General features: G+C 43.3%; 22 protein-coding genes and 1 tRNA gene. 13 read left to right on the forward strand and 10 right to left on the reverse strand.

What is annotated here, in order from left to right:
* Positions 1-51 precede the first annotated feature (51 nt).
* On the reverse strand, positions 52-2,907 hold the full coding sequence (gene glnE / locus L4C32_RS02985) for a bifunctional [glutamate--ammonia ligase]-adenylyl-L-tyrosine phosphorylase/[glutamate--ammonia-ligase] adenylyltransferase (protein ID WP_428195364.1): 2,856 nt from the start codon (positions 2,905-2,907) through the stop codon (positions 52-54).
* A gap of 129 nt (positions 2,908-3,036) precedes the next feature.
* Between glnE and L4C32_RS02990 the strand changes: the two genes are divergently transcribed.
* On the forward strand, positions 3,037-3,816 hold the full coding sequence (locus L4C32_RS02990) for a potassium channel family protein (protein WP_428195365.1): 780 nt from the start codon (positions 3,037-3,039) through the stop codon (positions 3,814-3,816).
* A gap of 60 nt (positions 3,817-3,876) precedes the next feature.
* Here the strand turns inward: L4C32_RS02990 and L4C32_RS02995 are convergent, their stop codons facing one another.
* The gene (locus tag L4C32_RS02995; protein WP_428195366.1) at positions 3,877-5,391 is read right to left on the reverse strand and encodes a CYTH and CHAD domain-containing protein; all 1,515 of its coding nucleotides are present in this window, start codon (positions 5,389-5,391) and stop codon (positions 3,877-3,879) included.
* A gap of 188 nt (positions 5,392-5,579) precedes the next feature.
* On the opposite strand from L4C32_RS02995, the gene L4C32_RS03000 reads away from it, so the two are divergent.
* The 3 genes from L4C32_RS03000 to L4C32_RS03010 all read left to right on the forward strand — a co-directional run bounded on the left by L4C32_RS03000 (position 5,580) and on the right by L4C32_RS03010 (position 8,313).
* Positions 5,580-6,260 carry a TIGR00153 family protein gene (locus L4C32_RS03000; protein WP_428195367.1) on the forward strand — a complete coding sequence of 227 codons (681 nt, stop codon included), beginning with the start codon at positions 5,580-5,582 and terminating at the stop codon, positions 6,258-6,260.
* A 27-nt stretch (positions 6,261-6,287) separates the two neighbouring features.
* Complete coding sequence (locus L4C32_RS03005; RefSeq protein ID WP_428195368.1) at positions 6,288-7,562, forward strand: inorganic phosphate transporter; 1,275 nt, start codon at positions 6,288-6,290, stop codon at positions 7,560-7,562.
* Positions 7,563-7,701: 139 nt separating this feature from the next.
* Positions 7,702-8,313: a TIGR04211 family SH3 domain-containing protein gene (locus L4C32_RS03010; protein WP_428195369.1), complete on the forward strand. Its 612-nt coding sequence runs from the start codon at positions 7,702-7,704 to the stop codon at positions 8,311-8,313.
* Between the two features lie 82 nt (positions 8,314-8,395).
* Here the strand turns inward: L4C32_RS03010 and L4C32_RS03015 are convergent, their stop codons facing one another.
* Positions 8,396-9,223 (reverse strand): general secretion pathway protein GspB, encoded by an 828-nt coding sequence (locus L4C32_RS03015; protein ID WP_428195370.1) that lies wholly within the window; start codon positions 9,221-9,223, stop codon positions 8,396-8,398.
* Positions 9,223-10,821 (reverse strand): ExeA family protein, encoded by a 1,599-nt coding sequence (locus L4C32_RS03020; RefSeq protein ID WP_428195371.1) that lies wholly within the window; start codon positions 10,819-10,821, stop codon positions 9,223-9,225. Before L4C32_RS03020 ends, L4C32_RS03015 begins: the two co-directional genes overlap by 1 nt.
* A gap of 149 nt (positions 10,822-10,970) precedes the next feature.
* On the opposite strand from L4C32_RS03020, the gene L4C32_RS03025 reads away from it, so the two are divergent.
* Positions 10,971-12,197 (forward strand): multifunctional CCA addition/repair protein, encoded by a 1,227-nt coding sequence (locus tag L4C32_RS03025; RefSeq protein WP_428195372.1) that lies wholly within the window; start codon positions 10,971-10,973, stop codon positions 12,195-12,197.
* Between the two features lie 50 nt (positions 12,198-12,247).
* On the opposite strand, the gene L4C32_RS03030 is transcribed toward L4C32_RS03025, so the two are convergent.
* The 3 genes from L4C32_RS03030 to folB are packed head-to-tail and all read right to left on the reverse strand — an operon-like array spanning position 12,248 to position 13,892.
* Positions 12,248-13,051, reverse strand: coding sequence for an undecaprenyl-diphosphate phosphatase (locus tag L4C32_RS03030; RefSeq protein ID WP_428195373.1), 804 nt, complete (start codon positions 13,049-13,051; stop codon positions 12,248-12,250).
* Positions 13,052-13,059: 8 nt separating this feature from the next.
* Positions 13,060-13,542, reverse strand: coding sequence for a 2-amino-4-hydroxy-6-hydroxymethyldihydropteridine diphosphokinase (gene folK, locus L4C32_RS03035; RefSeq protein ID WP_428195374.1), 483 nt, complete (start codon positions 13,540-13,542; stop codon positions 13,060-13,062).
* The gene (gene folB, locus L4C32_RS03040; protein ID WP_428195375.1) at positions 13,539-13,892 is read right to left on the reverse strand and encodes a dihydroneopterin aldolase; all 354 of its coding nucleotides are present in this window, start codon (positions 13,890-13,892) and stop codon (positions 13,539-13,541) included. Before folB ends, folK begins: the two co-directional genes overlap by 4 nt.
* Before the next feature lie 140 nt (positions 13,893-14,032).
* On the opposite strand from folB, the gene plsY reads away from it, so the two are divergent.
* Positions 14,033-14,626, forward strand: a complete 594-nt coding sequence (gene plsY / locus L4C32_RS03045) for a glycerol-3-phosphate 1-O-acyltransferase PlsY (protein ID WP_428195376.1) — start codon at positions 14,033-14,035, stop codon at positions 14,624-14,626.
* A gap of 59 nt (positions 14,627-14,685) precedes the next feature.
* Here the strand turns inward: plsY and tsaD are convergent, their stop codons facing one another.
* On the reverse strand, positions 14,686-15,705 hold the full coding sequence (gene tsaD, locus L4C32_RS03050) for a tRNA (adenosine(37)-N6)-threonylcarbamoyltransferase complex transferase subunit TsaD (RefSeq protein WP_428195377.1): 1,020 nt from the start codon (positions 15,703-15,705) through the stop codon (positions 14,686-14,688).
* Positions 15,706-15,883: 178 nt separating this feature from the next.
* Here tsaD and rpsU point away from each other — a divergent pair, with 178 nt between their 5' ends.
* From rpsU to L4C32_RS03075, 5 genes are all read left to right on the forward strand, one after another.
* Positions 15,884-16,099 (forward strand): 30S ribosomal protein S21, encoded by a 216-nt coding sequence (rpsU, locus tag L4C32_RS03055; RefSeq protein WP_428195378.1) that lies wholly within the window; start codon positions 15,884-15,886, stop codon positions 16,097-16,099.
* A gap of 25 nt (positions 16,100-16,124) precedes the next feature.
* The gene (locus L4C32_RS03060) at positions 16,125-16,568 is read left to right on the forward strand and encodes a GatB/YqeY domain-containing protein (RefSeq protein WP_428195379.1); all 444 of its coding nucleotides are present in this window, start codon (positions 16,125-16,127) and stop codon (positions 16,566-16,568) included.
* 107 nt (positions 16,569-16,675) lie between these two features.
* Positions 16,676-18,436, forward strand: coding sequence for a DNA primase (gene dnaG / locus L4C32_RS03065; protein ID WP_428195380.1), 1,761 nt, complete (start codon positions 16,676-16,678; stop codon positions 18,434-18,436).
* A gap of 152 nt (positions 18,437-18,588) precedes the next feature.
* Positions 18,589-20,421, forward strand: coding sequence for an RNA polymerase sigma factor RpoD (gene rpoD, locus L4C32_RS03070; protein WP_428195381.1), 1,833 nt, complete (start codon positions 18,589-18,591; stop codon positions 20,419-20,421).
* Between the two features lie 164 nt (positions 20,422-20,585).
* Positions 20,586-20,662, forward strand: a tRNA-Ile gene (locus tag L4C32_RS03075).
* 66 nt (positions 20,663-20,728) lie between these two features.
* On the opposite strand, the gene nsrR is transcribed toward L4C32_RS03075, so the two are convergent.
* Positions 20,729-21,169 (reverse strand): nitric oxide-sensing transcriptional repressor NsrR, encoded by a 441-nt coding sequence (gene nsrR, locus L4C32_RS03080; RefSeq protein ID WP_428195382.1) that lies wholly within the window; start codon positions 21,167-21,169, stop codon positions 20,729-20,731.
* A 195-nt stretch (positions 21,170-21,364) separates the two neighbouring features.
* On the opposite strand from nsrR, the gene L4C32_RS03085 reads away from it, so the two are divergent.
* Positions 21,365-22,297: a YeiH family protein gene (locus L4C32_RS03085; RefSeq protein WP_428195383.1), complete on the forward strand. Its 933-nt coding sequence runs from the start codon at positions 21,365-21,367 to the stop codon at positions 22,295-22,297.
* Here L4C32_RS03085 and L4C32_RS03090 read toward each other — a convergent pair.
* Positions 22,294-22,437 (reverse strand): hypothetical protein, encoded by a 144-nt coding sequence (locus tag L4C32_RS03090; protein ID WP_428195384.1) that lies wholly within the window; start codon positions 22,435-22,437, stop codon positions 22,294-22,296. The two genes, L4C32_RS03085 and L4C32_RS03090, sit on opposite strands and share 4 nt — an antisense overlap.
* A gap of 198 nt (positions 22,438-22,635) precedes the next feature.
* On the opposite strand from L4C32_RS03090, the gene L4C32_RS03095 reads away from it, so the two are divergent.
* The gene (locus tag L4C32_RS03095; protein ID WP_428195385.1) at positions 22,636-24,183 is read left to right on the forward strand and encodes a long-chain-fatty-acid--CoA ligase; all 1,548 of its coding nucleotides are present in this window, start codon (positions 22,636-22,638) and stop codon (positions 24,181-24,183) included.
* Positions 24,184-24,193: the final 10 nt, after the last annotated feature.

Genomic DNA, 24,193 nt, shown 5'->3' on the forward strand with positions numbered 1-24,193 from the left:
ATATAATTGCATCACGATTTTATCACAGGGTGACGCCTATCCAATTAAAAATTAAACATCTTTTAGCCACTGCTGCCAGGCTTGGGTGACAGTCTCTCGCTCTTCGGTGAACTGTGAATCCTCCACTTCAGCAGAGAGACCCAATAAATTCAGATGGTGGATCTCATTTCTCATCACACAGTAGGCATTGGAAAGCGCTGTCGCTAACTCATTGGACATCACATTATACTTCGCCATAGACTCAAAAATACGTACATTATCCGACCATACAGTTAACTCTGAAATTTGGTCACTCTCTTTTAGAACGAGGTATTGCGCCAAAAACTCAATGTCAGTAATACCGCCTTTATCCTCTTTCAATTTAAATTGATGACTGCCCTCTTTACTTCCCAGTTGGCCTCGCATTTTATGACGCATAGAGACCACATCACTCTGTAATTGTAGTGGATCACGCGCCTGACTAACAACGTTATGTCGAGTGGCATTAAACGCTGTGGTTAACGGTTCATCACCAAAAACTACCCTAGCTCGAACTAATGCCTGATGTTCCCAAGTCCATGCCTCTTGTTGTTGGTACTCTTCAAATGCGTCGATATGAGAAACCAACAAACCCGACTCTCCAGATGGCCTTAAACGGGTATCAATCTCATACAAGATGCCCGACGTAGTTCTTACGGAGAAAATATGAATAATGCGCTGGGCTAATCGTAAATAAAACTGTCTTGCATCAATCTGTTTCTTTCCATCAGTCACCCCATTTGCCGGGCAATCATGTAAGAAGACCACATCCAAATCTGAATTGTACCCCAATTCCCAACCGCCCACTTTTCCATAACCAACCACGGCAAAACCTTTACCGCTGCGCGATCTCAAGTATTCTGGCTCACCAAACTTCTCAGTGACCTGCAACCACGCTTGATGGACCACAGATTCAATGATCGCTTCTGACAGATAGGTTAAGTGGTCACTCACCGTCATCACAGATAATCCCCCTGCGATGTCTGCAGCCGCTATTCTTAATAGAGCAATCTGTTTGAACTGCCGCAGCGCCTCCATCTGCTGCTCCATATCATCTTCAGGGATCCTAGCTAAAAATTCATGAAGCTCACTTTTATAATCACTGATTGCAATAGGGTTATAGAGCTGTTGAATATCTAACAGTTCATCCAGCAGTACCGGATAACGAGCTAACTGTTCAGCCACCATGGGGCTAGCAGCACACAAACGAACCAAATGCTGCAGCGCGCCAGAATGTTCATCTAACAGCTCTAAATAGGTAGTACGTGTAACGATCTTCAATAGCAGTGCGGTAATTCGGGGGAGCGTATCATGAGCATCGCGACGTGGCAGAATCACATGAAGGATCTTTGGCATTAAGTTAGTAAGTACCTCCCTTCCGCGTGGGCCCAATGTTTTTTTACTCAGCTCGGTTTTAAATTGATAAAGTTGATCGCTTAATGATTCCGCTTTATCCCCAACTAACTCCTCTAAAATCGTAACGGAGACCTCTTTTTCTCTGGCCATGGCCCACAACTCTTGGAAGTGTGGTGAGACTTTACTGTCATCCTCTTGCTCTTCTTCTCCAATGAGTTGCTGGAAAATAAGATCAACACTGATCATCACTCGCTCAATCTCTTTTAAAAGTTGCTGCCAACCTTCAAAGTGGAGGGCAAATGCTAGTCTCTGTTGATCAAGCTCACTGTCGGGCAAGGTCTGAGTTTGACTGTCATTGATCGCTTGCAGCAGATTCTCTATTCGTCGTAAAAAGACATAACTGCTTTGTAAGGTATCGACGTCATCATCAGGCAGTAGAGAGAGCTGCTTAATGGCATCAAGTGTTTTTAATAAGCCACGACCACGAAGCGACGGTTCACGTCCTCCTCGAATAAGTTGAAACACCTGAGCAATGAATTCAATCTCTCGAATGCCACCAGCTCCTAGCTTAATATTATTGCTTAACCCTCGACGACGAACTTCACTGTTGATCATCGACTTCATACGGCGCAGAGACTGAATGGCACTAAAATCAATATATCGACGAAATACAAATGGTCGCAGCATTTGGCTTAACTCTTCATACTGACTGTACATCTCTTTGCCCATTACACGTGCTTTTACCATCGCATAACGTTCCCAGTCTCGCCCCTGTTCTTGATAGTAATCTTCAAGAGCCGCGTAACTCATCACTAACGGCCCACTTTCTCCAAAGGGTCGTAATCTCAGATCGACTCGATAACAAAAACCATCAAAAGTCTGTTGATCCAACGCTTTAATCAAGCGCTGACCTAAGCGGGTAAAAAACTGAGCATTGGCAATACTGCGTCGAGCACCTTGTGTTTCTCCGTTTTCTGGATAGGTGAATATCAGATCAATATCAGATGAGAAATTAAGCTCTCTGCCACCGAGTTTCCCCATACCAATGATAAGCATAGGCTGTGGTACACCCTCACTGTTCATAGGAGTCCCCATCTCAGCACAGCACTGCGTATACAACCAAGAGTAGGCCTCAAAAATCATTGCTTCGGCAAGCTCTGATAGGTGTTCTAAACTCTCGGTTAACTCCCATGACGAGACACAATCGCGCCATGCAATATAGCTCATTTCTCGACGACGAAATGCTCTCAGTGCACGCATAAAAGAAGCTTCATCTTTACAGGCTTCTAAAAGGTGTGCGAGTCGAGAACGGTAGTGATCCTGACGGCTTTCGTCAGCTAACATCGACGGCAGTATTCGCACTAACTCCAGATCGAACCGTAGGGCTTCCGCAACAAAGTCACTGCCCGCAAGAACACGGTCTCTTTGTTTGATCTGCGCCGTTGACCATGTTGAAAAACAGTCCGGTGATAGCGCTTCAATATTTTCAACCGCCACTTGGCAAGTCTCTTTTAAAAGGGGGGTCAGTAGCATCTTTTATCCTTAACTTGTTCAACACTGAGCAAAATCAGTCATCTATTGTCATCTTTATTTGACTAACCACCCTATTTTTCAACATGATGGTTCTATTGATATGTTTCACGCTCTATTTAAGAGGTAATAATGCCTATCCACTCTACCAGAACCGACTTAAAACCAATGAGTTTGATGTCGTTATTCTTGTCGTTCATCTCATTAATCATTATCTCAATACTGCTCTTTGCGCCAGTAAACGCAGAGGTTCACCAGCTTCTAATCGGAATTGATACACTCATATGTTCTGTGTTTCTTTTTCAGCTTACCTTGGATTTAACTCGTAGCAGCAACAAACTCGATTATATGAAAACGCACTGGATTGATTTTCTTGCCAGCTTGCCGGTCATTGAGGTGTTTCGTTATGCGCGAATCTTTCAGATTTTCCGACTGATCCGTATTCTTAAATCCAGTAAATTGATCTTGCATCAACTGAAAACCTATCGTCGTGAGGCGACTCTGGCTTCGATATTTTTAATTATGATCATTTTAATCACTATCGGTTCAGGTCTGATGTTAATGATTGAGAGTCAGCACCCTGATGCCAATATTAAAGATGGTGGTGATGCGCTATGGTGGGCTTTTGTCACTATTTCGACAGTCGGTTATGGCGACCATTATCCGGTGAGTGCTAGTGGAAAACTTCTCGCCTCAATTATTATCATATGTGGTGTCGGTATGTTCGGTATGATTTCAGGTTTAATCAGCTCTGTCATCACGGAACCAAAACAGAATCATATTGATAGAGAAAAAGAGCAGCAACGTCGCCTGAAAAACCAACAGTGGGATCAACTTATTTTACAACAGAAACAGCTACTAGACCGTCTGGACTCTATTGAAAAGAGAATAGAAGATGATAAAAGTAAGTAGAACTAAAAAAGCCGCAGTATTGACTCTACACTGCGGCTTTACGTTCTTATCCCTGTCTAGCTACTGCCAGTAAGGGGGGATGTCCACTCCAGCATTTCTCGTCTGATCCATTGCATGCAATAACGAACGTTCTTGCCGTTCTATCCAACGGATCAACTGCTCTTTCTCTTCTCCATCAAGCAGTTCAACTTGTACTCTTAGCGGTTCTAACATCTCCAGATCGTCAATGCCCGCTAACAGGTCTTCCCATGGCATACGGAACTTACTTCGACGATCTTCTTCATAGATGTCAGCAAAACAGATCCCAGTCATAAGATTACGGCTTAAACAGGATTTCTGAACGACATAGTCTTCACAGTGCAAACTCGCCCCCACTGGAAATGCATCAAGCAGTTGCTGCCAAGTATTATTAAGCAGCTCTTTCGAGTATCCCTCAATAGGCGTTTCCATTATCTCTTTCGCAGGGTGATCCAAAAATGGTTGCCATCCTTTAGTTAAGATCCAACGACTCATATCAAGTAATAAGCCGCAGTACCGAGAAGATTGCAGCAGTGCTAAGCAATCCTCTCTGTCGGGGAGATTTTCAAATTGCGAAGTCAGGTTACTGACTATCTGTTTTTGAGCATCGAGACGTCGTAAGGGCTGTCCTTTGTCTTCTGTCAACGCCGTAATATATTTCGCCTGATCCAACCAAGTGAACTCTTCATTGAGCCACTTCAGTTCTTGCCGGATAACGGCACTCGCACGTCTTGGAATTACGTCACTAAATGCGGCTAGAATCTGACGGATAAAAGAGATCGCTGTACTGATCTCTTGCAGTGCTTGAGCGCCAGAGCGTTCAATGTATATCTGTTCATGATAGTGCCAGTGCGCTAATGCATGCTCTAAAGAGGCAATAAAACACGCCTCAACAGAATCACTCGGTAATACCTTAACCGTAGAGAGTGACTTTATCTCATCACTTAACTGACCCCCGGCTAGTCGATAACCTTTCGCCGCTTTGCTTTGGTTACCTAATCGCATCCCCCCCTCTTCCGACAGTGTCCTCGCTAAGGTAAAGAGCGCATCGGTCTGTCCAGATTTAAGCTCCAATTCAACTTCACAAATCAATGCGACGTCTTCACCAGCAATGACTTCACCTTGATCAAAAGCTAACTCAATATGGCTACCATCAGGCATAGCGATCAACCATTGTTGACGAACGAAATTAGTAGAAAATAGTGGTTCTAACTCCTGTTGCAATTGAGACAGATTAATCTGTTCAGGCCAAGCATCGACTGGATGTAGATACACATCAGGATGGTTAGAGTCGTGCTCTGCATTATATTCCGGCCTTTGATGTAAACCTGCAACCACTCGACCTGAGGTTTTCAGAGTTTGAACATACACATTATCAAATCGCCGAATACGAAACCCAATATCATGTTTTCTTAATAACTGGTTAGGAGTATCAAAATAGATATTCCCAAGGTTTTTGCTACTTTGTTGTAAAATCTTTGCATCCGCAATTTTCGACTGTAAAATATTAGAAAATTCAGGCAAAACAAAAAATTTTAGCTCTATCTCAGTTTCCATGATTAACCCTTTAACGAGTGACTAATCAAGGATATTGCCAAAAGTTCACGACGGCAAGTCTGAAATATCACCAATTCATGATCTAAAATAGTTTTATTACAACAGTGATTGGGTTAACATTCGCGCCTTTATGGCCATCGCTTAACAAAACACCAATTTCGGTCTTTGTTTAATTAGGTTTAGAAACCATGCCAGTAAATACAATTATGGGGTTATTTGCAAAGTCCCCAATTAAGCCTTTGCAACGTCATGTAGTCTGTGTCAACGAATGTTGTTCTCTACTGATACCTTTTTTTGAAGCGTGCTCTAGCGATGACTGGGAAACAGCCGGTGAAATGCGTGAACAGATTTCGCACTTAGAAAAAGAAGCTGACGTTCTTAAACGTGAAATCCGCTTAAAACTTCCTCGCGGTCTTTTCATGCCTGTTGATCGTAGCGATATGTTAGAGCTACTGACTCAACAAGATAAACTTGCCAATCTTGCAAAAGATATTTCAGGTCGAGTTTACGGTCGCCAACTTCAAATCCCATCATCAATGCAAAAGGGATTTGTTGAGTATGTTATTCGCTGTTTAGATGCGGCAAAACAAGCTCAAAAGGTGATCAATGAACTCGATGAGCTATTAGAGACTGGCTTTAAAGGCCGTGAAGTAACTCTCGTTGCTGAAATGATCCACCAATTAGACATTATTGAAGATGACACTGATGCCCTTCAGGTTGTTCTTCGTCAACAATTGATGGCGATTGAATCTAAATACAATCCAATCGACATCATGTTCCTCTACAAAATTCTTGAGTGGGTTGGTGGCATAGCAGATCAAGCTCAGCGTGTTGGCGCTAGACTTGAACTCATGTTATCTCGCTCTTAATCAGTTTTTTCATTAACAGGTAATACAATGGATATCATTGCGAATTACGGTACTTTACTGCTTATCGTTGCCGCTGCTTTTGGTTTTTTAATGGCCATAGGTATTGGTGCGAATGATGTAGCTAACGCTATGGGTACATCAGTTGGTTCTAAAGCTCTTACTGTAAAACAAGCGATCATCATTGCGATGATCTTTGAATTTGCCGGTGCTTATTTAGCAGGCGGTGAAGTCACAGATACAATCCGAAAAGGGGTGATTGACACCTCACTGTTTGCATCTCAACCTGACGTATTAATTTTCGGTATGATGTCAGCACTACTGGCTGCAGGTACTTGGTTATTACTCGCTTCTTACATGGGATGGCCGGTCTCTACCACTCACTCAATCATTGGTGCCATCATAGGTTTTGCTTGCATCTCCGTTGGACCAGAAGCAGTTGATTGGGGCTCAGTTCAAGGAATTGTCGGAAGTTGGTTAATCACCCCGTTCATATCAGGCCTATTCGCCTATATGATCTTCACCAGTGCACAACGTTTGATATTCGATACCGAAGTGCCACTATTCAATGCTAAGCGTTTTGTTCCTATCTATATGTTTATTACCACCATGGTGATTGCGCTTGTCACCATTAAGAAAGGACTTAAGCACATTGGTTTACACCTTTCATCTGGTGAGGCTTGGATAGTATCAATGGTGCTTTCGACGCTAGTGATGGTGGGTGGTTACTACTACATCAACCGTAAATTCGCTAACGTAACTGACGATAATGAAAAAGACAGCCGCGGTTTTGGTGGGGTAGAGAGAATCTTTAGTACCTTAATGGTTATTACCGCTTGTGCTATGGCATTCGCGCACGGCTCAAACGATGTAGCCAACGCCATTGGTCCTTTGTCTGCCATAGCTTCAACCATCGAAAACATGGGCGAGATTACTGCAACCAGTAAAATTGCTTGGTGGATTCTACCTCTTGGTGGCATCGGTATCGTAGTGGGTCTTGCGACAATGGGGCATAAAGTAATGGCAACCGTTGGAACAGGTATCACAGAATTGACACCGAGTCGCGGTTTTGCCGCTCAGCTTGCAACGGCAACTACCGTTGTTTTGGCGTCTGGAACCGGTCTGCCAATTTCAACGACTCAAACTTTAGTGGGTGCCGTATTAGGGGTTGGTTTTGCTCGAGGTATAGCGGCACTAAACCTTGGTGTAGTACGTAATATCGTTGCCTCATGGGTTGTAACCTTACCCGCTGGTGCGCTGCTTGCCGTTATTTTCTTCTATATAATGCAATCTTTAGCTAGCTAATTAATAGTGAAGATCAAAGAAAAAGGAGAGCTTGGCTTTCCTTTTTTTATTGATAACTTCCCTTGCACCATCGTAAGAAAGTTTTTAATATTCACTTTAGTCAGTGAACTATTATTTAATGCCAATAAAGGATTCTACAGTGAAGTATCTTCTTAGCTTAGTCATGATTGTCGCCACCATGGCTTTTCCAACTCAAGCGCAAACTCGCTATATTGCCGACAATCTATTTACCTATATGCATTCAGGGCCAAGTAATCAGTTTAAGATCATTGGCAGTGTTAATGCTGGTGATAAAATCACTTACCTAACGTCGGATAAAAGTACTGGTTTCACTCAAATCTTAGACCCACGTGGCCGTAAAGGTTGGGTCGAAAGTAAGTACGTATCAAACAGAGCGAGTATGGCAGTTCGACTTCCACAGCTTGAAAACGAGCTTAAAACGGTGAAAGAGCAACTATCCAATGCTCGTACTGCCGCGAATGATGAAAAAGCAGGTATGTCTGATTCCCTGGCTCAACGAAACACCCAGATTCAAGAGTTAGAGCAGAACTACAGTGAAATGAACAATCAGTTAACGGCTTCTCAAGCTGAGGTTCGTGAACTTCGTGCTAAGTTAGACACACAAAAAGAGGACCTGCTACTTAGATACTTCATGTATGGCGGTGGCGTTGCTGGTATTGGTCTTCTCTTTGGCCTAATACTTCCTCATATTATCCCGAGCCGTAAGAAAAAACAGAACGGCTGGGCATAAGCAAAACAGATAAAAAAAACCAGAACTTACGTTCTGGTTTTTTTGTTTGCTATCTATTTAACAGAAGCTATTCAAAATACGTTTACCCGCCCCACTCATACAATGATGGAATGGATAGAGTTTCTCCTCTGAAGTCCACTATCACTTCTCTTGGCTTTATCTCTAATAACCTCACGCCCAATGCAATATCATCTCCCTCAGTCGCTTCAACGCCATTCACTTTAACCCAGCGCCTATCTGCTTGGCTGGCATAAATATGGGTTTGAAAATTCATGGCTGGCAGCTTTCCGACAAACTCTGCACTATGCCTAGGTAGAACAATGGTTCCATACTCTGCCAGCCTAGGGCCGTCAGATACTGGTTGGCGTGTTGGCTGCGGCGATTGATTCTGCATAATGCTTTTTAAACGCGCAGCAATCTCTGGGGAGAGCTCACTCATATCTAACTGATGCAAGTCCACCTCACTCTCATCTCGCTCAGCTACACTCTCTACGTTAACGTTCACGACCTTTTTTGAAGGCAAAGGGTCACTACTTACGATTAGCTGTGCTTTGGGTAATGGTTGAGTCTCAAAATGCGGGTAATCAAGAATGAGCCACCCTGAAGATGCTTCTGCAACGACGATGGACGCCTGTTGACTCACTGGTATGACACTTTTTACAGATACAATGTTACTGATATTTAGCGAAAAATATCGCTCTATAAACTGCTTAGCGGGCATTGGATTGATGATAATAGCAATAACCATAACAACAACAGCAGGGACACATACCAACAGGGAGAACAATAGGTAGAGATTGATGCTTTTTTTCTCTTCTAAAAAAGAATAGTGCCCAGCCATTCCTTCTAGACTCTGTTGCTGCTTAAACTGTTGCTCTGAATGATTAAGCGCATTAAGGATCTTCGACATTACTGCATCGCCTCCAATTTGGGGGCTTGTAGATTCAGCAAACGATCTAACGCAATCAAGGTTTTCAATCCTACCATCCCATCAGGTTCTAACCCCTCTTGCTGCTGAAAAATTTTCACTCGCTCAAGTAATGCTTCACTAAAATGGTCTGTATTGATACTTCTCTCTCCCATCACTAAGGCTAATAACAGATCAAACTGCATCACTTTGTCATCTTTTTGACCATACTTCAGTACTTTGTCACTGCCTATAGGTGAGTGCCACAACAACGTAAACTCCCCTCCCCAGTGCGCTTCAAACCACTCTAGAGGAATTTTTACCCTCTGATCCGCCACTAATAACTCAACAGCATCTCCATCAAGCGCAAACAGTACCGCATAAAAAGGGTGCTGCAAGACAGTTAAAGTAACCATCGCCGGACGATTGAACTCCCGCAAATCATTTAGGCCTTTATTACCTTGCATACAGTAGAGGTCAGCCTCAATACCATTACGGCATTGGGCGCTGTCAATATCAACCTCATAACCCCATATGCGATATAGGGTTTGCATGGCAACAGCTGTGTCTCCTGACTGTTGAACCAACGCCATAATCTCACCATCTGAGAGGTAGTCTGGTCTGTCAATATTCTCAATGACTGCCGGTTCAATAATCTCAGCCTCGATGGTAGGGGCAGCCTCTTTCGGTGCAATGAACAATGTGTAACTCAACGTGGCCAGCAGTAAACTGACAAAAGAAAAAACAACTGACTTTAGAAGTATGGGCCGCTTAGGGTTAGCTTTCTTAGCACCTTGCCACTCCATCACTTTTTGTCCTGCGGTCGCCACCTGTTTTTTACTGATTGTTCTGCTATTTTCTCGATACCCCAATTGCAGAGACTCATCACACACTAAGTTAATCAGCCGTGGAACGCCGCCAGTAAGCTTGGCAATAGAATGCATCGCACTGGTACTAAAAATGGGTTGATGGCAGCCTGCCACCTGAAGACGAAAGGTGATGTATCGGCTTACGTCATCAGCCGTCAATGGCAGTAGATGGTAACGGGCAGTGATCCGCTGTGCTAATTGGCGCAGGTTATCTTGCTGAAGGTGGTGTTGAAGCTCTGGCTGACCAATCAACAATACCTTAAGCAACTTTTGGCTATCGGTCTCCAGGTTGGTTAATAATCGCAAATGTTCGAGGACATCAGGCGTTAAATGCTGTGCTTCATCAATAACGAGCAGCGTCTGAATGCCTTTAGCGTGATTACTCAGTAAAAAGTGGTAGATCGCATCACTGAGTTGTTTTACGCTCTCTTCAGCTTGATACGAGATCGAAAACTCATCACAAATGCTGGCAAGCAGCTCTTGGCGAGTAAAGGTAGGATTTAAGATTAACCCAGCTTGTACGTCACTGTTAAGCCCAGCTAACAGCGCTCTGGATACGGTCGTTTTCCCGGTGCCTACTTCGCCAGTAAGTAGCGCTAACCCCCCACCATTAGATAGGCCAGACTGCAATTGAGCTAAAGCCTCACGATGACGATGGCTTAAAAAAAGAAATCGAGCACTAGGAACAATTGAGAATGGAGACTCGGTAAACTGATAAAAGTCCTTATACATTTTGCCTTCTTGCGCTATTCCGTTATTGAATCGATTTATTAACCAGCATGATACAGGCAAATTAACATTGAACGTTGGAAAGTAAAGAAAGATCTGTCAATCTTGTATAGTACTCAATGTATTTACCAACTGTCAGTAAGGAATGAATAGTGAAGAGCTATCTAGTCGGGGGCGCGGTTCGAGACGCCCAACTTGGTTTAGTAGTAAAAGACCGTGATTGGGTAGTTGTCGGCTCAACACCTGAAGCGATGACTGCTTTGGGTTACCAAACCGTAGGTCAAGATTTTCCTGTTTTTTTGCACCCCAAAAGCAAAGAGGAGTTTGCCCTTGCTCGCACGGAAAGAAAAGCGGGTAGAGGTTACAAAGGATTTACCTGCTACTCAAGCCCTGATGTCACTTTAGAACAAGATCTGATCCGTCGAGACCTGACCATCAATGCCATCGCGCAGGATGAAGAGGGCCGCCTGATTGATCCTTATAACGGCCTAGCTGATATTGAACAGCGAGTCTTACGTCATGTTTCACCTGCGTTTATTGAAGATCCACTCAGAGTATTACGAGTGGCACGATTTGCTGCACGCTTCCATCATTTAGGCTTTACTATTGCCGATGAAACTCTCGCACTAATGAGTCACATTGCGCAGAGTGGCGAGCTTACGGAGTTAACCCCAGAGCGTGTGTGGCAAGAGTGGCAAAAATCCCTGACTTATGACAACCCCCAACAGTTTTTAAAGGTATTACGACAGTGCGGCGCGCTTAAAGTTGTACTGCCTGAAATCGATGCGCTTTATGGCGTTCCACAACCCGAGCAGTGGCACCCAGAGATTGATACTGGCGTACACACAGCCATGGTGGCTGAACAAGCGGCACGATTAAGCCCATTGGTATTGATTCGATTTGCTTCTCAGTTACACGACCTTGGAAAAGCGTTGACCCCTAAATCAATTCTCCCTAGCCATAAAATGCATGAGAAACGAGGATTAGACGTGATTAAGACTCTTTGTCAGCGAGTCAAAGTTCCTAATGATTGCAGAGATTTGGCTCTCATCGTGTGCGAACATCACACCAATGTGCATCATGCGAATGAGCTAAAAGCCACTACCTTTGTGAAGCTGTTTGACAAGATTGATGCATGGAGAAAGCCAGAACGAGTCGAGCAACTCGCCCTATGTTGTACCGCCGACTTTAAAGGCAGGACAGGGTTTGAACACAAAACCTATACCCAAGCCGACACACTGCGTAACGCGTTTAAAGCCGCCTTATCTGTTGAAGTAAAAGAGATCGTAGCAAGTGGGGTGAAAGGGGCTGACATCAGAACTGAATTAACGAAACGGCGCATTGAAGCAGTAAAACAATTTAAACTGTTAACGTCATAATTAAGGAGCCATTGGGCTCCTTAATTATGACGTCCGATAAACAGTATCTTCTATTGAGTTGACAGTAAAATAAGCAACCCAACACCGAGTAACAGTCGATAAATGACAAACGGCGTCATACCCATTTTAGTGATCATCTTTAGAAACAGATGAATGCATAAATAGGCACTTAAAAATGAGGTCACAATACCAACCAGCAAGAACCCCACATGCACAGGTTCAGAACCAGTAACAAGTTTAAGACCTAAATAACTTCCGGCTAAGGTAATGATTGGTATTGACATTAAAAATGAAAAACGAGCAGCGGCCTCACGAGTAAACCCTAAATAGAGCGCCGCCGTAATCGTAGCACCTGAACGTGATGTCCCAGGTATCATGGCTAGGGCTTGAGCGACACCAATGAACAGCGCTTTTTTCCACCCAGTTTGGTACTCATTTTCTGTCTGTTTGGCCTGTCTATCAACCCACCAAAGCAGCAGACCAAAAATGATCGTTGTGGCTGCGATCACCCACATACTTCTGAGATACAACTCAATAAAGTCTTTCATCAGCAAACCAAATAAAGCGGCTGGAACTGTCGCCAATGCGATCATCCAAGCTAGCTTTGATTCTTTGTTATGCTTCGATCTAAAAATCGACTCTACCCACGCTGAAAGTAACGTCACCACCTCTTTTCTAAAATAGATGATCACTGCTGCTAACGTGCCGACATGCACCGCGACATCAAAGGCTAAACCTTGATCTTCCCAGCCAAACAGTTGAGAAGGCAATATTAAATGCGCAGAACTGGAGACCGGTAAAAACTCCGTTAACCCTTGAATCAAAGCGAGAAAGAATGCTTCAAAATAACTCATTACTAACCTTAAATATTATCAACTTCGACAGTTCGGAGAAGCTGTTCATGCTCAAAAGAGTGCCATAATTCGGAGATTGTGCGCCCATCACCTGGGATCACACGATGCGGACACAGCTCAAATAACGGCCATAATGCAAAAGCGAACTTATAGATATCATCTCTTGGTATCTTAGGAGAAGTGACAATCTGCTCACCAAATAACAAGATATCCAGATCAATGGTTCGATCTTCATTTTTCTTTGCGTCCGCTCTCCGACCTAACTCTACTTCAATTTTTTTAAGCTTTGATGACAGTTGAGAAAGTGACAATGATGTGGTTAATTCAACCACCAAATTGAAAAAACTATTACCGCAAAAACCAACAGGTTCCGCTTCATAGACCGTTGAGCGACGAAGTGCTGAATCAATACCTCTCAACTTTTCAAGGGCCGCAACGACATGATAATGCCGCTCTATATTGGAACCAATGCCAATATATACCGTATTCATCGCTGGCCGCGTTCAATCACTACGCCAACACCACGGGCGTTCACTACAGCACCAGGTTTAGTCAATCGAACCTTAATCCAAGGCACACTAAACTGACTCATAATCAACTCTGCCACTTCTTCAGCAACTCGTTCAACCAATAGAAAGCGCCCCGTAGCAATATGCTCTGTCACTGCGTCACTGACGGCCGCATAGTTTAAGGCAAAGGCGACATCATCGGACTCAGCTGCGGGTTTATTATTATGTGCCATCTCTAAATCCAGCACTAATTTCTGTTTAATCTGCTGTTCCCAATCATAAACACCAATCGTGGTAATAACTTCAAGTTGTTCAATAAATACTAAATCCATTTTTATCCACACTTTTTTATAACAGGTCGGATACCCAACAACATGAAAAACACGTAGTATCCTTGAAAGGAATAGAAATATACTATAAAACAACTCAATCAGCATAGATTTCTAAGCTCATTGCAAGGAAAATAAAAGAGATGACCCCACTCGCTCTTACCATGATCATTTGTGCCTACCTTCTAGGCTCGATATCGAGTGCCGTATTGATCTGCCGATTAAGAGGTCTTCCAGACCCTCGTCTTTCTGGTTCAAATAATCCAGGGGCGACCAATGTATTGCGTATGGGCGGAAGGGGCGCTGCCGGTTTGGTATTGCTGTGCGACATCCTTAAAGGAATGATTCCAGTCTGGAGTGGTTACTATTTAGGCTTTAATCCCTTTATTCTCGGTATGCTTGGCGTTTCCGCCTGTCTAGGTCACATGTATCCTCTCTTTTTTCATTTTAAAGGGGGCAAAGGCGTTGCTACTGCGTTGGGAGCAATGGCGCCAATTGGTTTAGACCTTACTGGTATGTTATTTTCGACCTGGTTAACCACCGTGATTGTGACAGGTTACTCATCATTGGCCTCAATGAGCACCGCACTGCTTGCCCCACTGTTCACTTGGTTTATCAAACCTCAGTACACCATTCCTGTCTCCATGCTCTCCTGCTTAATTGTGTTTAGGCATCACGAGAATATCAAACGCTTTATTGATGGGGTAGAACCTAAAATTTGGCAGAAAAAAAAGTAATAAAAAAGCCTGATTCTCATCAGGCCTCTCTAATCACACATTTTTATTACTTATCGATGTTAATCAATAACAGGTTCTAACTCATCAATTGGCCACCTCGGTTTAGCCGTAACGCTTAGATCTGTTTTTTCACCATTTTTTAGTCTCTGCATACCCGCATAGGCAATCATAGCGCCATTATCTGTACAGAACTCGGTACGAGGGTAGAACACCTTTCCCCCCAGCTTTTTCATCGTATTTTCAAGCTCTTTTCTTAACGATTTGTTCGCACTCACTCCGCCAGCAATGACTAAGCGCTTAAAGCCAGTCTCTTTAAGTGCTCGTTTGCATTTTATTGCCAATGTATCAACAACAGCCTCTTGAAAAGCATACGCAATATCCGCTCGAGTTTGGTCATCATCGTCATTAGCGCGTACTGTATTTGCCGCAAACGTCTTTAATCCGGAAAAGCTAAAATCTAAGCCTGGACGATTGGTCATTGGACGTGGAAAGACAAAGCGTCCTTTGGTGCCTTTTTCTGCCAGTTTAGATAACAGTGGACCGCCCGGGTAATCCAGCCCCATCAATTTAGCCGTTTTATCAAAAGCCTCACCAGCGGCATCGTCAACCGATTCGCCAAGAATGCGATACTCGCCTATCTTTTTCACTTCAACCATCATGGTGTGTCCCCCAGAGACCAATAGAGCCACAAATGGGAAGGCTGGTGGGTTATCTTCAAGCATTGGGGCCAGAAGGTGACCTTCCATATGATGCACAGGCACCGCAGGAACTCCCCACGCATAAGCTAAGCTACGACCAATTGTAGCGCCAACCAATAACGCTCCAACTAAGCCTGGGCCAGCAGTGTAAGCAATGCCATCAATGTCATCAGAGGTCAGATTTGCATCCGCCAGCGCCGCTTTTATCAATGGAATGGTCTTTTTTACATGGTCACGAGACGCTAATTCTGGTACAACACCACCATAATCTGCGTGAAGTTTTATCTGACTGTACAATTGATGAGCTAACAGCCCCTTTTCTTCATCGAAAATGGCAACACCTGTTTCATCACATGAAGTTTCGATGCCTAAAATTTTCATTATTTTCTCTGTTTATGGTCCATTTAGGGCTAATGTTACAGCTCAAAAAAGAAATTAACCAGATCTTAGGTAAGAATGCTTTACAAATACCCCAAGATCAGATTAAAATTTCGCACCATTTTTAAACAAGCTGGTCATATAACCGCCAGCAAATAATAACCCCTGAGGTGAAAGGCATATGCCAGTAATTAAAGTACGTGAAAACGAACCATTTGACGTAGCTCTACGTCGCTTCAAACGCTCTTGTGAAAAAGCAGGTGTTCTTTCTGAAGTGCGTCGTCGTGAGCACTATGAAAAACCAACTACTGTTCGCAAACGCGCTAAAGCAGCAGCTCAAAAGCGTCACGCTAAGAAGCTGTCTCGCGAGAATGCTCGTCGCGTACGTATGTACTAATAACTGAACCTACAAGGATTTAGTTATGGCTCTAATTGATCAACTCAAAGACGAGCAAAAGTCAGCAATGAAGGCCAAGGCGAAAGCTCGTCTTGGTACTATTCGTTTGGCTTTGTCAGAAATTAAGCAGCGTGAAGTCGACAATCGAGTGACCTTGACTGACGATGAAATCATTGTGGTTCTGACAAAAATGATCAAACAACGTCGTGATTCTGTTAATCAGTTCACGAAAGCAGGTCGTACCGATCTTGCCGATATTGAGACTGCAGAAATTGCCGTTCTTGATGAATTTATGCCAACAGCATTAACCGATGAAGAGATTGCCGAGTGTTTAGACAAGGCCGTCACTGAATCAGGTGCTGCTAGCATGCAAGATATGGGGAAGTTAATGGGTGTATTAAAACCTATGCTTCAAGGTCGTGCTGACATGGGTAAAGTAAGCCAGCTAGTGAAAGCTAAACTGTCTTAAACCTAACCTAATTTACAACAAGCCGTGCTACCTTTACTGGTATGCACGGCTTGTTTGTATTCAAAATACACTCATACCTATTATTGGTAATTAACATCTAGGTGGTTATGGCCGGTCTTATTCCCCGTAGTTTTATTGATGATTTACTCGCACGAGTTGACATAGTCGACCTCATTGATGCGCGTGTAAAACTGAAAAAGCAAGGGAAAAATTACGGCGCATGTTGCCCTTTCCATAATGAAAAGACCCCCTCTTTCTCCGTCAGCCAAGAGAAACAGTTCTATCACTGTTTTGGTTGTGGCGTTCATGGCAATGCCATTGACTTCATTATGGAGTTTGACCGTTTAGAGTTTGTTGAAGCGATTGAAGATCTCGCACAACAATTCGGATTAGAGGTACCAAGAGAGCAGACCGTAGGTGGCCCAACTTCGACGGCACCCACGGCAAATAAGAGTGAAAAGCGCGATCTTTATGATTTGATGAATAGCATCAGTCAATTTTATCGTTCCCAATTAAAATCCTCCGCTAACAGTGCAGCCATTACTTACTTGAAAAACCGAGGCCTTTCAGGAGAAATCGTTCAGAAGTTCGGCATTGGTTATGTGGCTGATGAGTGGGACTTAGTTCGCAGTAATTTTGGTCAAGAGAAAAACAACCAAGATTTACTGGTCTCCGGTGGGATGTTAATTGAAAACGATAAAGGCCATCGCTACGACCGTTTTCGTGGCCGTATTATGTTTCCAATTCGCGATCGTCGAGGCCGAGTTATCGCCTTTGGTGGCCGTGTTCTTGGCGATGAAAAACCCAAATACTTAAACTCTCCTGAAACCCCTATTTTCCATAAAGGCAAAGAGCTTTATGGATTGTATGAGGTACTTCAAGCCTACCGAGAACCGCCAAAAATATTGGTGGTTGAAGGCTATATGGATGTTGTTGCTCTCGGCCAGTTTGATGTTGATTACGCGGTTGCCTCACTGGGGACGTCCACCACAGGTGATCACATACAAACTCTATTTCGTCAAACCAGTACCGTCGTTTGTTGCTACGATGGTGATAATGCAGGTAGAGAGGCCGCTTGGCGCGCAATGGAAAATGCTTTGCCATACTTAAACGATGGTAAACAACTTAAATTTATGTTTTTACCCGATGGTGAAGATCCGGATACTTATATCCGAAAATTTGGTAAAGAGACGTTTGAGCAACAGGTAATAGATGCCACAGAATTGATCGAGTTTTTCTACAGTAACCTTCTCAAACAAGTGGACAGTAACAGTAAAGAAGCATTGGCTAAATTACAGGTATTAGCGGTTCCACTAATCGATAAAGTACTTGGTAAGACTTTGAAAATACACTTATTAAAACGTCTAGGTGTACTGCTTGGTGTTCCCGATGAGAAACAGCTAGAACAGCTGTTATCAAAACCTAAAGATGCCGATGTAAAACGCAGGCCACAACCAGAGATAAAACGCACGCCAATGAGAGAGGCGATCACCCTATTACTGCAAAATCCGGGGTTATCGGAATGGGTTCCTGACCTATCTGAAGTTGGTCAGTTATCAGTGCCTGGACTAAGTTTATTTACTGAACTACTTGATATATGCAGAGAGAACCCCCATATATCCACAGGCCGATTATTAGAATATTGGCGTGGTCATAAAAATGAAGCACTATTATCTCGACTGGCAGGCTGGGACTTGCCATTAGATCAAGATAATCAACAAGATGTTTTTACCGACGCATTGGATAATATCCTTAACCAGTGTATCGAACAGCGAATGGAAATGTTGAAGACGAAATCAAGAAGCGTCGGCTTATCAGTCGAAGAGAAATGGGAATTAAATCAATTATCGATTAATCGTCCCAATTAATACCAAAATATCTATTAAAAGTAGGCAAAAGCCACAGCTTTAACTATATATATTGGGTAAGTAGTCAACAACATAGAAATTTGATAATATTAGCGGTTTGCATCGCGCATACTACATTATTCGTCACCTAGACCAGAAGTTGGATATCATCTATGGAGCAAAATCCGCAGTCTCAGCTTAAGTTACTTATCGTTAAAGGTAAAGAACAAGGCTACCTGACTTACGCAGAAGTCAATGATCATCTACCAGAAGATATGGTTGATTCCGATCAGATTGAAGACATCATTCAAATGATCAATGACATGGGCATTCAGGTCGTTGAAACAGCACCTGATGCTGATGACTTAATGATGAAAGAGAGCGTTGCTGATGAAGACGCTGAAGAAGCTGCTGCTGCTGCACTCTCTTCTGTTGAGAGTGAAATTGGCCGCACAACCGATCCTGTTCGTATGTATATGCGTGAAATGGGAACGGTCGAGCTTCTAACCCGTGAAGGCGAAATTGATATTGCTAAACGCATTGAAGATGGTATTAACCAAGTTCAATGTTCTGTTGCAGAATTTCCTGGCGCAATCTCATACCTACTTGATCAGTTTGATAAAGTTCAAGCAGAAGAGATTCGTTTAACTGACATTATCTCAGGTTTTGTTGATCCAGATGATGACGGTTCAGCGGCACCTACTGCAACACACATCGGTTCAGAGCTCAGCACCGCAGAGCTTGAAGACGAAGATAAAGAAGCCGAAGATGATGAGGAAGAAGAGGAAGATACAGGCATTGATCCTGAGCTTGCTCTAGAAAAATTCTCAGAGCTTCGCACGACGTATCATAATATGCAGCTAGCGTTTGAAGAGCATGGACGTGCTCACAAAAACTCTCGTGCAGCAGCAAGCGAACTGACCACAGTATTCCGCGAATTCCGCCTAATACCAAAGCAGTTTGATTACCTCGTTCGTGAAATGCGCGGTAGCATGGACAGAGTTCGTACCCAAGAACGTCTGATCCTGCGTATGTGTGTTGAGCATTGTAAAGTGCCTAAAAAGACCTTCATCACCGCATTTTCTGGTAATGAGTCTTCGCAAGAATGGTTCGATACGCTATTAGCGTCTGGCAAGCCATACGCTGAAAAGCTGACACGTTACGATGAAGAGATTCGTCGCGCCATTTTCAAAATCAAAACGGTTGAAGAAGAGACTAGCCTACCTGTTGATACGATTAAAGATATCAGTCGTCGTATGTCTGTCGGTGAAGCAAAAGCTCGTCGTGCTAAGAAAGAGATGGTTGAAGCCAACTTACGTCTGGTTATCTCTATTGCGAAAAAATACACCAACCGTGGTTTGCAGTTCTTGGATCTTATCCAAGAGGGTAATATCGGCTTGATGAAAGCGGTAGATAAATTTGAATACCGTCGTGGTTACAAGTTCTCTACTTATGCAACGTGGTGGATCCGTCAGGCAATTACTCGTTCAATCGCTGACCAAGCACGTACTATCCGTATTCCGGTTCACATGATCGAAACGATCAACAAATTGAATCGAATCTCTCGTCAAATGCTACAAGAGATGGGTCGTGAGCCTATCCCTGAAGAGCTGGCAGAGCGTATGGATATGCCTGAAGATAAAATCCGTAAAGTATTGAAGATTGCTAAAGAGCCGATCTCAATGGAAACCCCTATCGGTGATGATGAAGATTCGCACCTAGGTGACTTCATTGAAGATAACACGCTAGAACTTCCAGTTGACTCTGCAACGGCTACCAGCCTTAAGTTTGCAACCAACGATGTCCTTGCTGGGTTAACACCTCGTGAAGCGAAAGTACTGCGTATGCGTTTTGGTATCGATATGAACACTGACCATACTCTTGAAGAGGTTGGTAAGCAGTTTGATGTTACTCGTGAGCGTATTCGTCAAATCGAAGCAAAAGCCCTTCGTAAACTGCGTCACCCTAGCCGCTCTGAAGTTCTTCGTAGCTTCCTAGACGAGTAATAACAGGCGTGAAAAAGGGAAATTGATTAAAAAGGTGAGCAAATGCTCGCCTTTTTTGTCTCTAACTATCCGTTTTGGTTTAAACGGCTAAAAAGTGAACGCAATTCACCATGTTAGAGTCTAGACAGCCCATAGAACTTCCCTTATAATCGTCCACCTACAAAGGCCCCTTAGCTCAGTTGGTTAGAGCGCACGACTCATAATCGTTAGGTCCACAGTTCAAGTCTGTGAGGGGCCACCATATACAGAAAGGCCTGAGAGCATATTATGTTCTCAGGCCTTTTGCATTTCTGGCGGTTCTCTTTGATTATCCGTGTTCAGACTCAGTCACCTCTAATAGGTTAAGCAGAGAAGAGTTATTCTCCACCATACTGAGCAAGGTATGCTTATCAAGTTCAGTCAAAAAGGCTTCTCTCGCACTACCTAGAATCCCTTTAAGCTTACAGGATGGCGTTATATGACAGAAGCCTTCGCTGCAATCAACAATCTTTAAAGGTTCAATGGCTCGAACTACCTCACCAACAATAATCTCATCCGCAGGCATCCCTAAACGAATTCCCCCATTTTTACCGCGTACCGTCTGAACGAAGCCGAGCTGTCCCAGTTTATTGATCACTTTTACCATGTGGTTACGAGAGACCTTATATACATCAGTAACCTGAGAAATACTCGCTAACTCACCTTCTGGTAACGTCGCTAAATAGATCAAAGCTCTTAACCCATAATCAGTAAAAGTTGTTAACTGCACAGTGCCTCCTTAGTTGATTGCTATTTTAATCCTCTTACCGACTAAAAGATACCAACCAGCATGGCGTTAATAATTTTGTACCTTTAACATACGCACTCATTAAATAAAACTTAACCAAATGGAAAATATAATTGAATTTATTGAATAGAGGTATTCAGTTACACTGAGACTTCACACTGATAATAAGAAATCACTATGTCATCGACCCTGTCTCAACGAACGATTACCATTCTATTCTCATTAACTGCCATTATTTGCCTTACTCCGATTATCTCTTCACCGATTGCGCTTATTTTAGGTCTACTGTTGGCTTCTTTGGGAATTACACCTAAAGGAATTAATATTGCAGCATTAACGAAAAAAATGCTCTCTTACTCAATCATCGGGCTTGGTTTTGGTATCAACTTAGATTCGGCTATTGAGGCAAGTACCGGCAGTTTCACTCTTATTGTCGGTTCCATTTTCGTCACTATGGTGGTGGGTTACTTACTGACGCGTCTGTTTAACGTTGAACATAAGACCGGACATCTAATTTCGGCAGGGACCGCGATTTGTGGTGGTAGCGCTATTGCCGCAGTAGCTCCAGCCATCAATGCCAAAGAGGATCAAACCACTCTGGCGCTAGCCACGGTTTTTCTACTCAACTCTGTCGCACTTTTCGTCTTTCCGGCCATTGGTCACCTGCTTGAAATGAGCCAGCATAACTTTGGCTTATGGAGTGCTATCGCGATTCACGATACTTCATCGGTGGTGGGTGCCGCTTCTGCCTATGGTGATGAAGCGTTAAAAACCGCGACCACAGTCAAACTGGCAAGAGCATTATGGATCATTCCCGTCGCCTTTATCAGCGCATTGATGTTTAAAAGCCACAGTAAAAAAATCTCTATTCCCTACTTCATCGGCTTTTACTGTCTCGCCATATTAGTGGCTCACTTTATTCCACAAGGTGCCGAGATTTATGACTGGATTTTTACTATTTCAAAACGAAGTTTAGTGGTGTGTCTCTTTTTAATCGGCTCTGGTATTACCGTTCAAAAATTAAAAGCGGCAGGTCCTAAGCCTCTGTTACTAGGCATTACATTATGGCTAATCATCGGCACAGGTTCGTTATTAGTGATACTCTCTTAACCTGCTTTTTTGAGTTTCAGTACGGTCCATAACAGTAACAGAAATGCCGATAGATCAATCATCGCGCTAACCAAACCTGTAGTAAGCACTGATGCCGTGACCAACACGGCTACGATTGCAATCACTAACCAACGATTCATTTACTCTATTCCTTTTATGAGTACTTGATGTGATTATTATTCCTGTTTGTTATAAGTATATAAAATACCCTTTGCCTCTATTAAAGAACAAAATCGCCTAAGCCTTCATTTTGAAGCCCTTTATCTACTCTGCTATTTACAGTAATGATATATTCACTTTTCAAATCTCATCTATAAAATTTAAGTGAAAGGTCCTGAATGTATAACTTAGCTACCAATTTGGAACGCAATGCCACCTACCGTCCTAATAACATAGCGCTTATCTTTCAAGAGCAACGAATGAGTTATTCCGAACTGAATCAAGCCGTCAACAAGATCGCCAATCATCTTGTTGCTATTGGTACCAAACCCAATGATAAAGTCGCGCTCTCATGCCCCAATACCCCTGATTTTGTGATTGCCTATTATGCGATACAAAAGGTCGGAGCCGTGGTGGTTCCTTTAAATGTCATGCTCAAAGGCAGTGAAATTGCCTACCATTTAGACGACTCCGATGCGAAAACACTTATCTGCTATCAAGGCAACAGCACCATGCCTATTGGCACTTATGGTTACGATGGGTTTAACCAAACCAATAGCTGCCAGCACTTTATTCTTATCGAAACCGGAGCTCCGGATCAAGAGACACCTCAAGACGCTCTGCTTTTTAACCAATGGTTAGCCAGCGATAAAAAGGAATTCTCTACCATTTACCGTAGTGCTGAAGAGAGCTGTGTCATTCTATATACCTCTGGCACCACTGGCGCCGCAAAAGGTGCAGAGTTAAGTCAAAGTAATATGCTGTGTAATGCTCAAGCTTGCCAAGCGTTAACAAACCAAAAGGGAACCGATATCAGCATTGCGATATTGCCTCTATTCCATACCTTTGGTCAGTCGTTAATTATGAATACCTCCATTCTAGCTGGCAGCGCACTGGTATTGATTCCCCGCTTTGTTCCTAAAACGGTATTACAACAAATTCACCAACATGGCGTCACTCATTTAGCAGGTGTCCCTACGATGTTTATTGGCCTTCTTGCCTTTGCTGAAAAGCATCCAGGGGAGTATTTGAAAGAGATTGCCGCAAATCTTAAAGTGGCTATTTCTGGTGGGGCATCCATGCCCGTTGAGATTATTCGCCAATTTGAAGAGAAGCTTCAAGTGCCGGTCATTGAAGGTTATGGATTGTCAGAATCCTCTCCGGTAGCGGCATTTAATCACCTTGAATACCAAAGAAAGCCCGGCAGCATTGGTCAGCCCCTTCCCGGTGTCACCATGAAAATTGTGGATGAACAGGGAAAAGAGGTTGAACCAGGCAAAAATGGGGAGCTACTCATTCGCGGACATAATGTCATGAAAGGGTACTATAAAAAACATGAAGAGACCGCCAAGACCGTTGTTGATGGCTGGTTACACACCGGCGATATCGTTCGTGCCGATGAAGATAACTACCTCTTTGTTGTCGATCGCTTAAAAGAGGTGATCATTAGTGGCGGTTATAACATCTACCCTAGAGATATTGAAGAGACTTACATGTCACACCCTTCCGTTCATCTAGTGGCGGTTATTGGTGTCGAACACCCAAGATTTGGCGAGCAAGTAAAAGCGTTTGTGATGCTTAAAGAGGGAGCAGAAGAGAGCAGTAAAGAGCTGATTCAATGGTCTCATGAACGACTGGCTGACTATAAGTGTCCAAAGTATTTAGAGATAGTCACTGAGCTGCCCATGACAGCCACTGGTAAGATATTAAAAAGACTCTTAAAGTAAGGAGCCTTTC

It is taken from the genome of Aliivibrio kagoshimensis (assembly GCF_050337105.1).
GTDB lineage: Bacteria > Pseudomonadota > Gammaproteobacteria > Enterobacterales > Vibrionaceae > Aliivibrio_A > Aliivibrio_A kagoshimensis.

Bases quoted from the DNA above. Each gene is read 5' to 3' on its own strand.
- glnE (WP_428195364.1), bottom strand. From the start codon at position 2,907: ATGCTACTGACCCCCCTTTTAAAAGAGACTTGCCAAGTGGCGGTTGAA.
- L4C32_RS02990 (WP_428195365.1), top strand. From the start codon at position 3,037: ATGCCTATCCACTCTACCAGAACCGACTTAAAACCAATGAGTTTGATG.
- L4C32_RS02995 (WP_428195366.1), bottom strand. From the start codon at position 5,391: ATGGAAACTGAGATAGAGCTAAAATTTTTTGTTTTGCCTGAATTTTCT.
- L4C32_RS03000 (WP_428195367.1), top strand. From the start codon at position 5,580: ATGCCAGTAAATACAATTATGGGGTTATTTGCAAAGTCCCCAATTAAG.
- L4C32_RS03005 (WP_428195368.1), top strand. From the start codon at position 6,288: ATGGATATCATTGCGAATTACGGTACTTTACTGCTTATCGTTGCCGCT.
- L4C32_RS03015 (WP_428195370.1), bottom strand. From the start codon at position 9,223: ATGTCGAAGATCCTTAATGCGCTTAATCATTCAGAGCAACAGTTTAAG.
- L4C32_RS03020 (WP_428195371.1), bottom strand. From the start codon at position 10,821: ATGTATAAGGACTTTTATCAGTTTACCGAGTCTCCATTCTCAATTGTT.
- L4C32_RS03030 (WP_428195373.1), bottom strand. From the start codon at position 13,051: ATGAGTTATTTTGAAGCATTCTTTCTCGCTTTGATTCAAGGGTTAACG.
- folK (WP_428195374.1), bottom strand. From the start codon at position 13,542: ATGAATACGGTATATATTGGCATTGGTTCCAATATAGAGCGGCATTAT.
- folB (WP_428195375.1), bottom strand. From the start codon at position 13,892: ATGGATTTAGTATTTATTGAACAACTTGAAGTTATTACCACGATTGGT.
- plsY (WP_428195376.1), top strand. From the start codon at position 14,033: ATGACCCCACTCGCTCTTACCATGATCATTTGTGCCTACCTTCTAGGC.
- tsaD (WP_428195377.1), bottom strand. From the start codon at position 15,705: ATGAAAATTTTAGGCATCGAAACTTCATGTGATGAAACAGGTGTTGCC.
- rpsU (WP_428195378.1), top strand. From the start codon at position 15,884: ATGCCAGTAATTAAAGTACGTGAAAACGAACCATTTGACGTAGCTCTA.
- L4C32_RS03060 (WP_428195379.1), top strand. From the start codon at position 16,125: ATGGCTCTAATTGATCAACTCAAAGACGAGCAAAAGTCAGCAATGAAG.
- dnaG (WP_428195380.1), top strand. From the start codon at position 16,676: ATGGCCGGTCTTATTCCCCGTAGTTTTATTGATGATTTACTCGCACGA.
- rpoD (WP_428195381.1), top strand. From the start codon at position 18,589: ATGGAGCAAAATCCGCAGTCTCAGCTTAAGTTACTTATCGTTAAAGGT.
- L4C32_RS03085 (WP_428195383.1), top strand. From the start codon at position 21,365: ATGTCATCGACCCTGTCTCAACGAACGATTACCATTCTATTCTCATTA.
- L4C32_RS03090 (WP_428195384.1), bottom strand. From the start codon at position 22,437: ATGAATCGTTGGTTAGTGATTGCAATCGTAGCCGTGTTGGTCACGGCA.
- L4C32_RS03095 (WP_428195385.1), top strand. From the start codon at position 22,636: ATGTATAACTTAGCTACCAATTTGGAACGCAATGCCACCTACCGTCCT.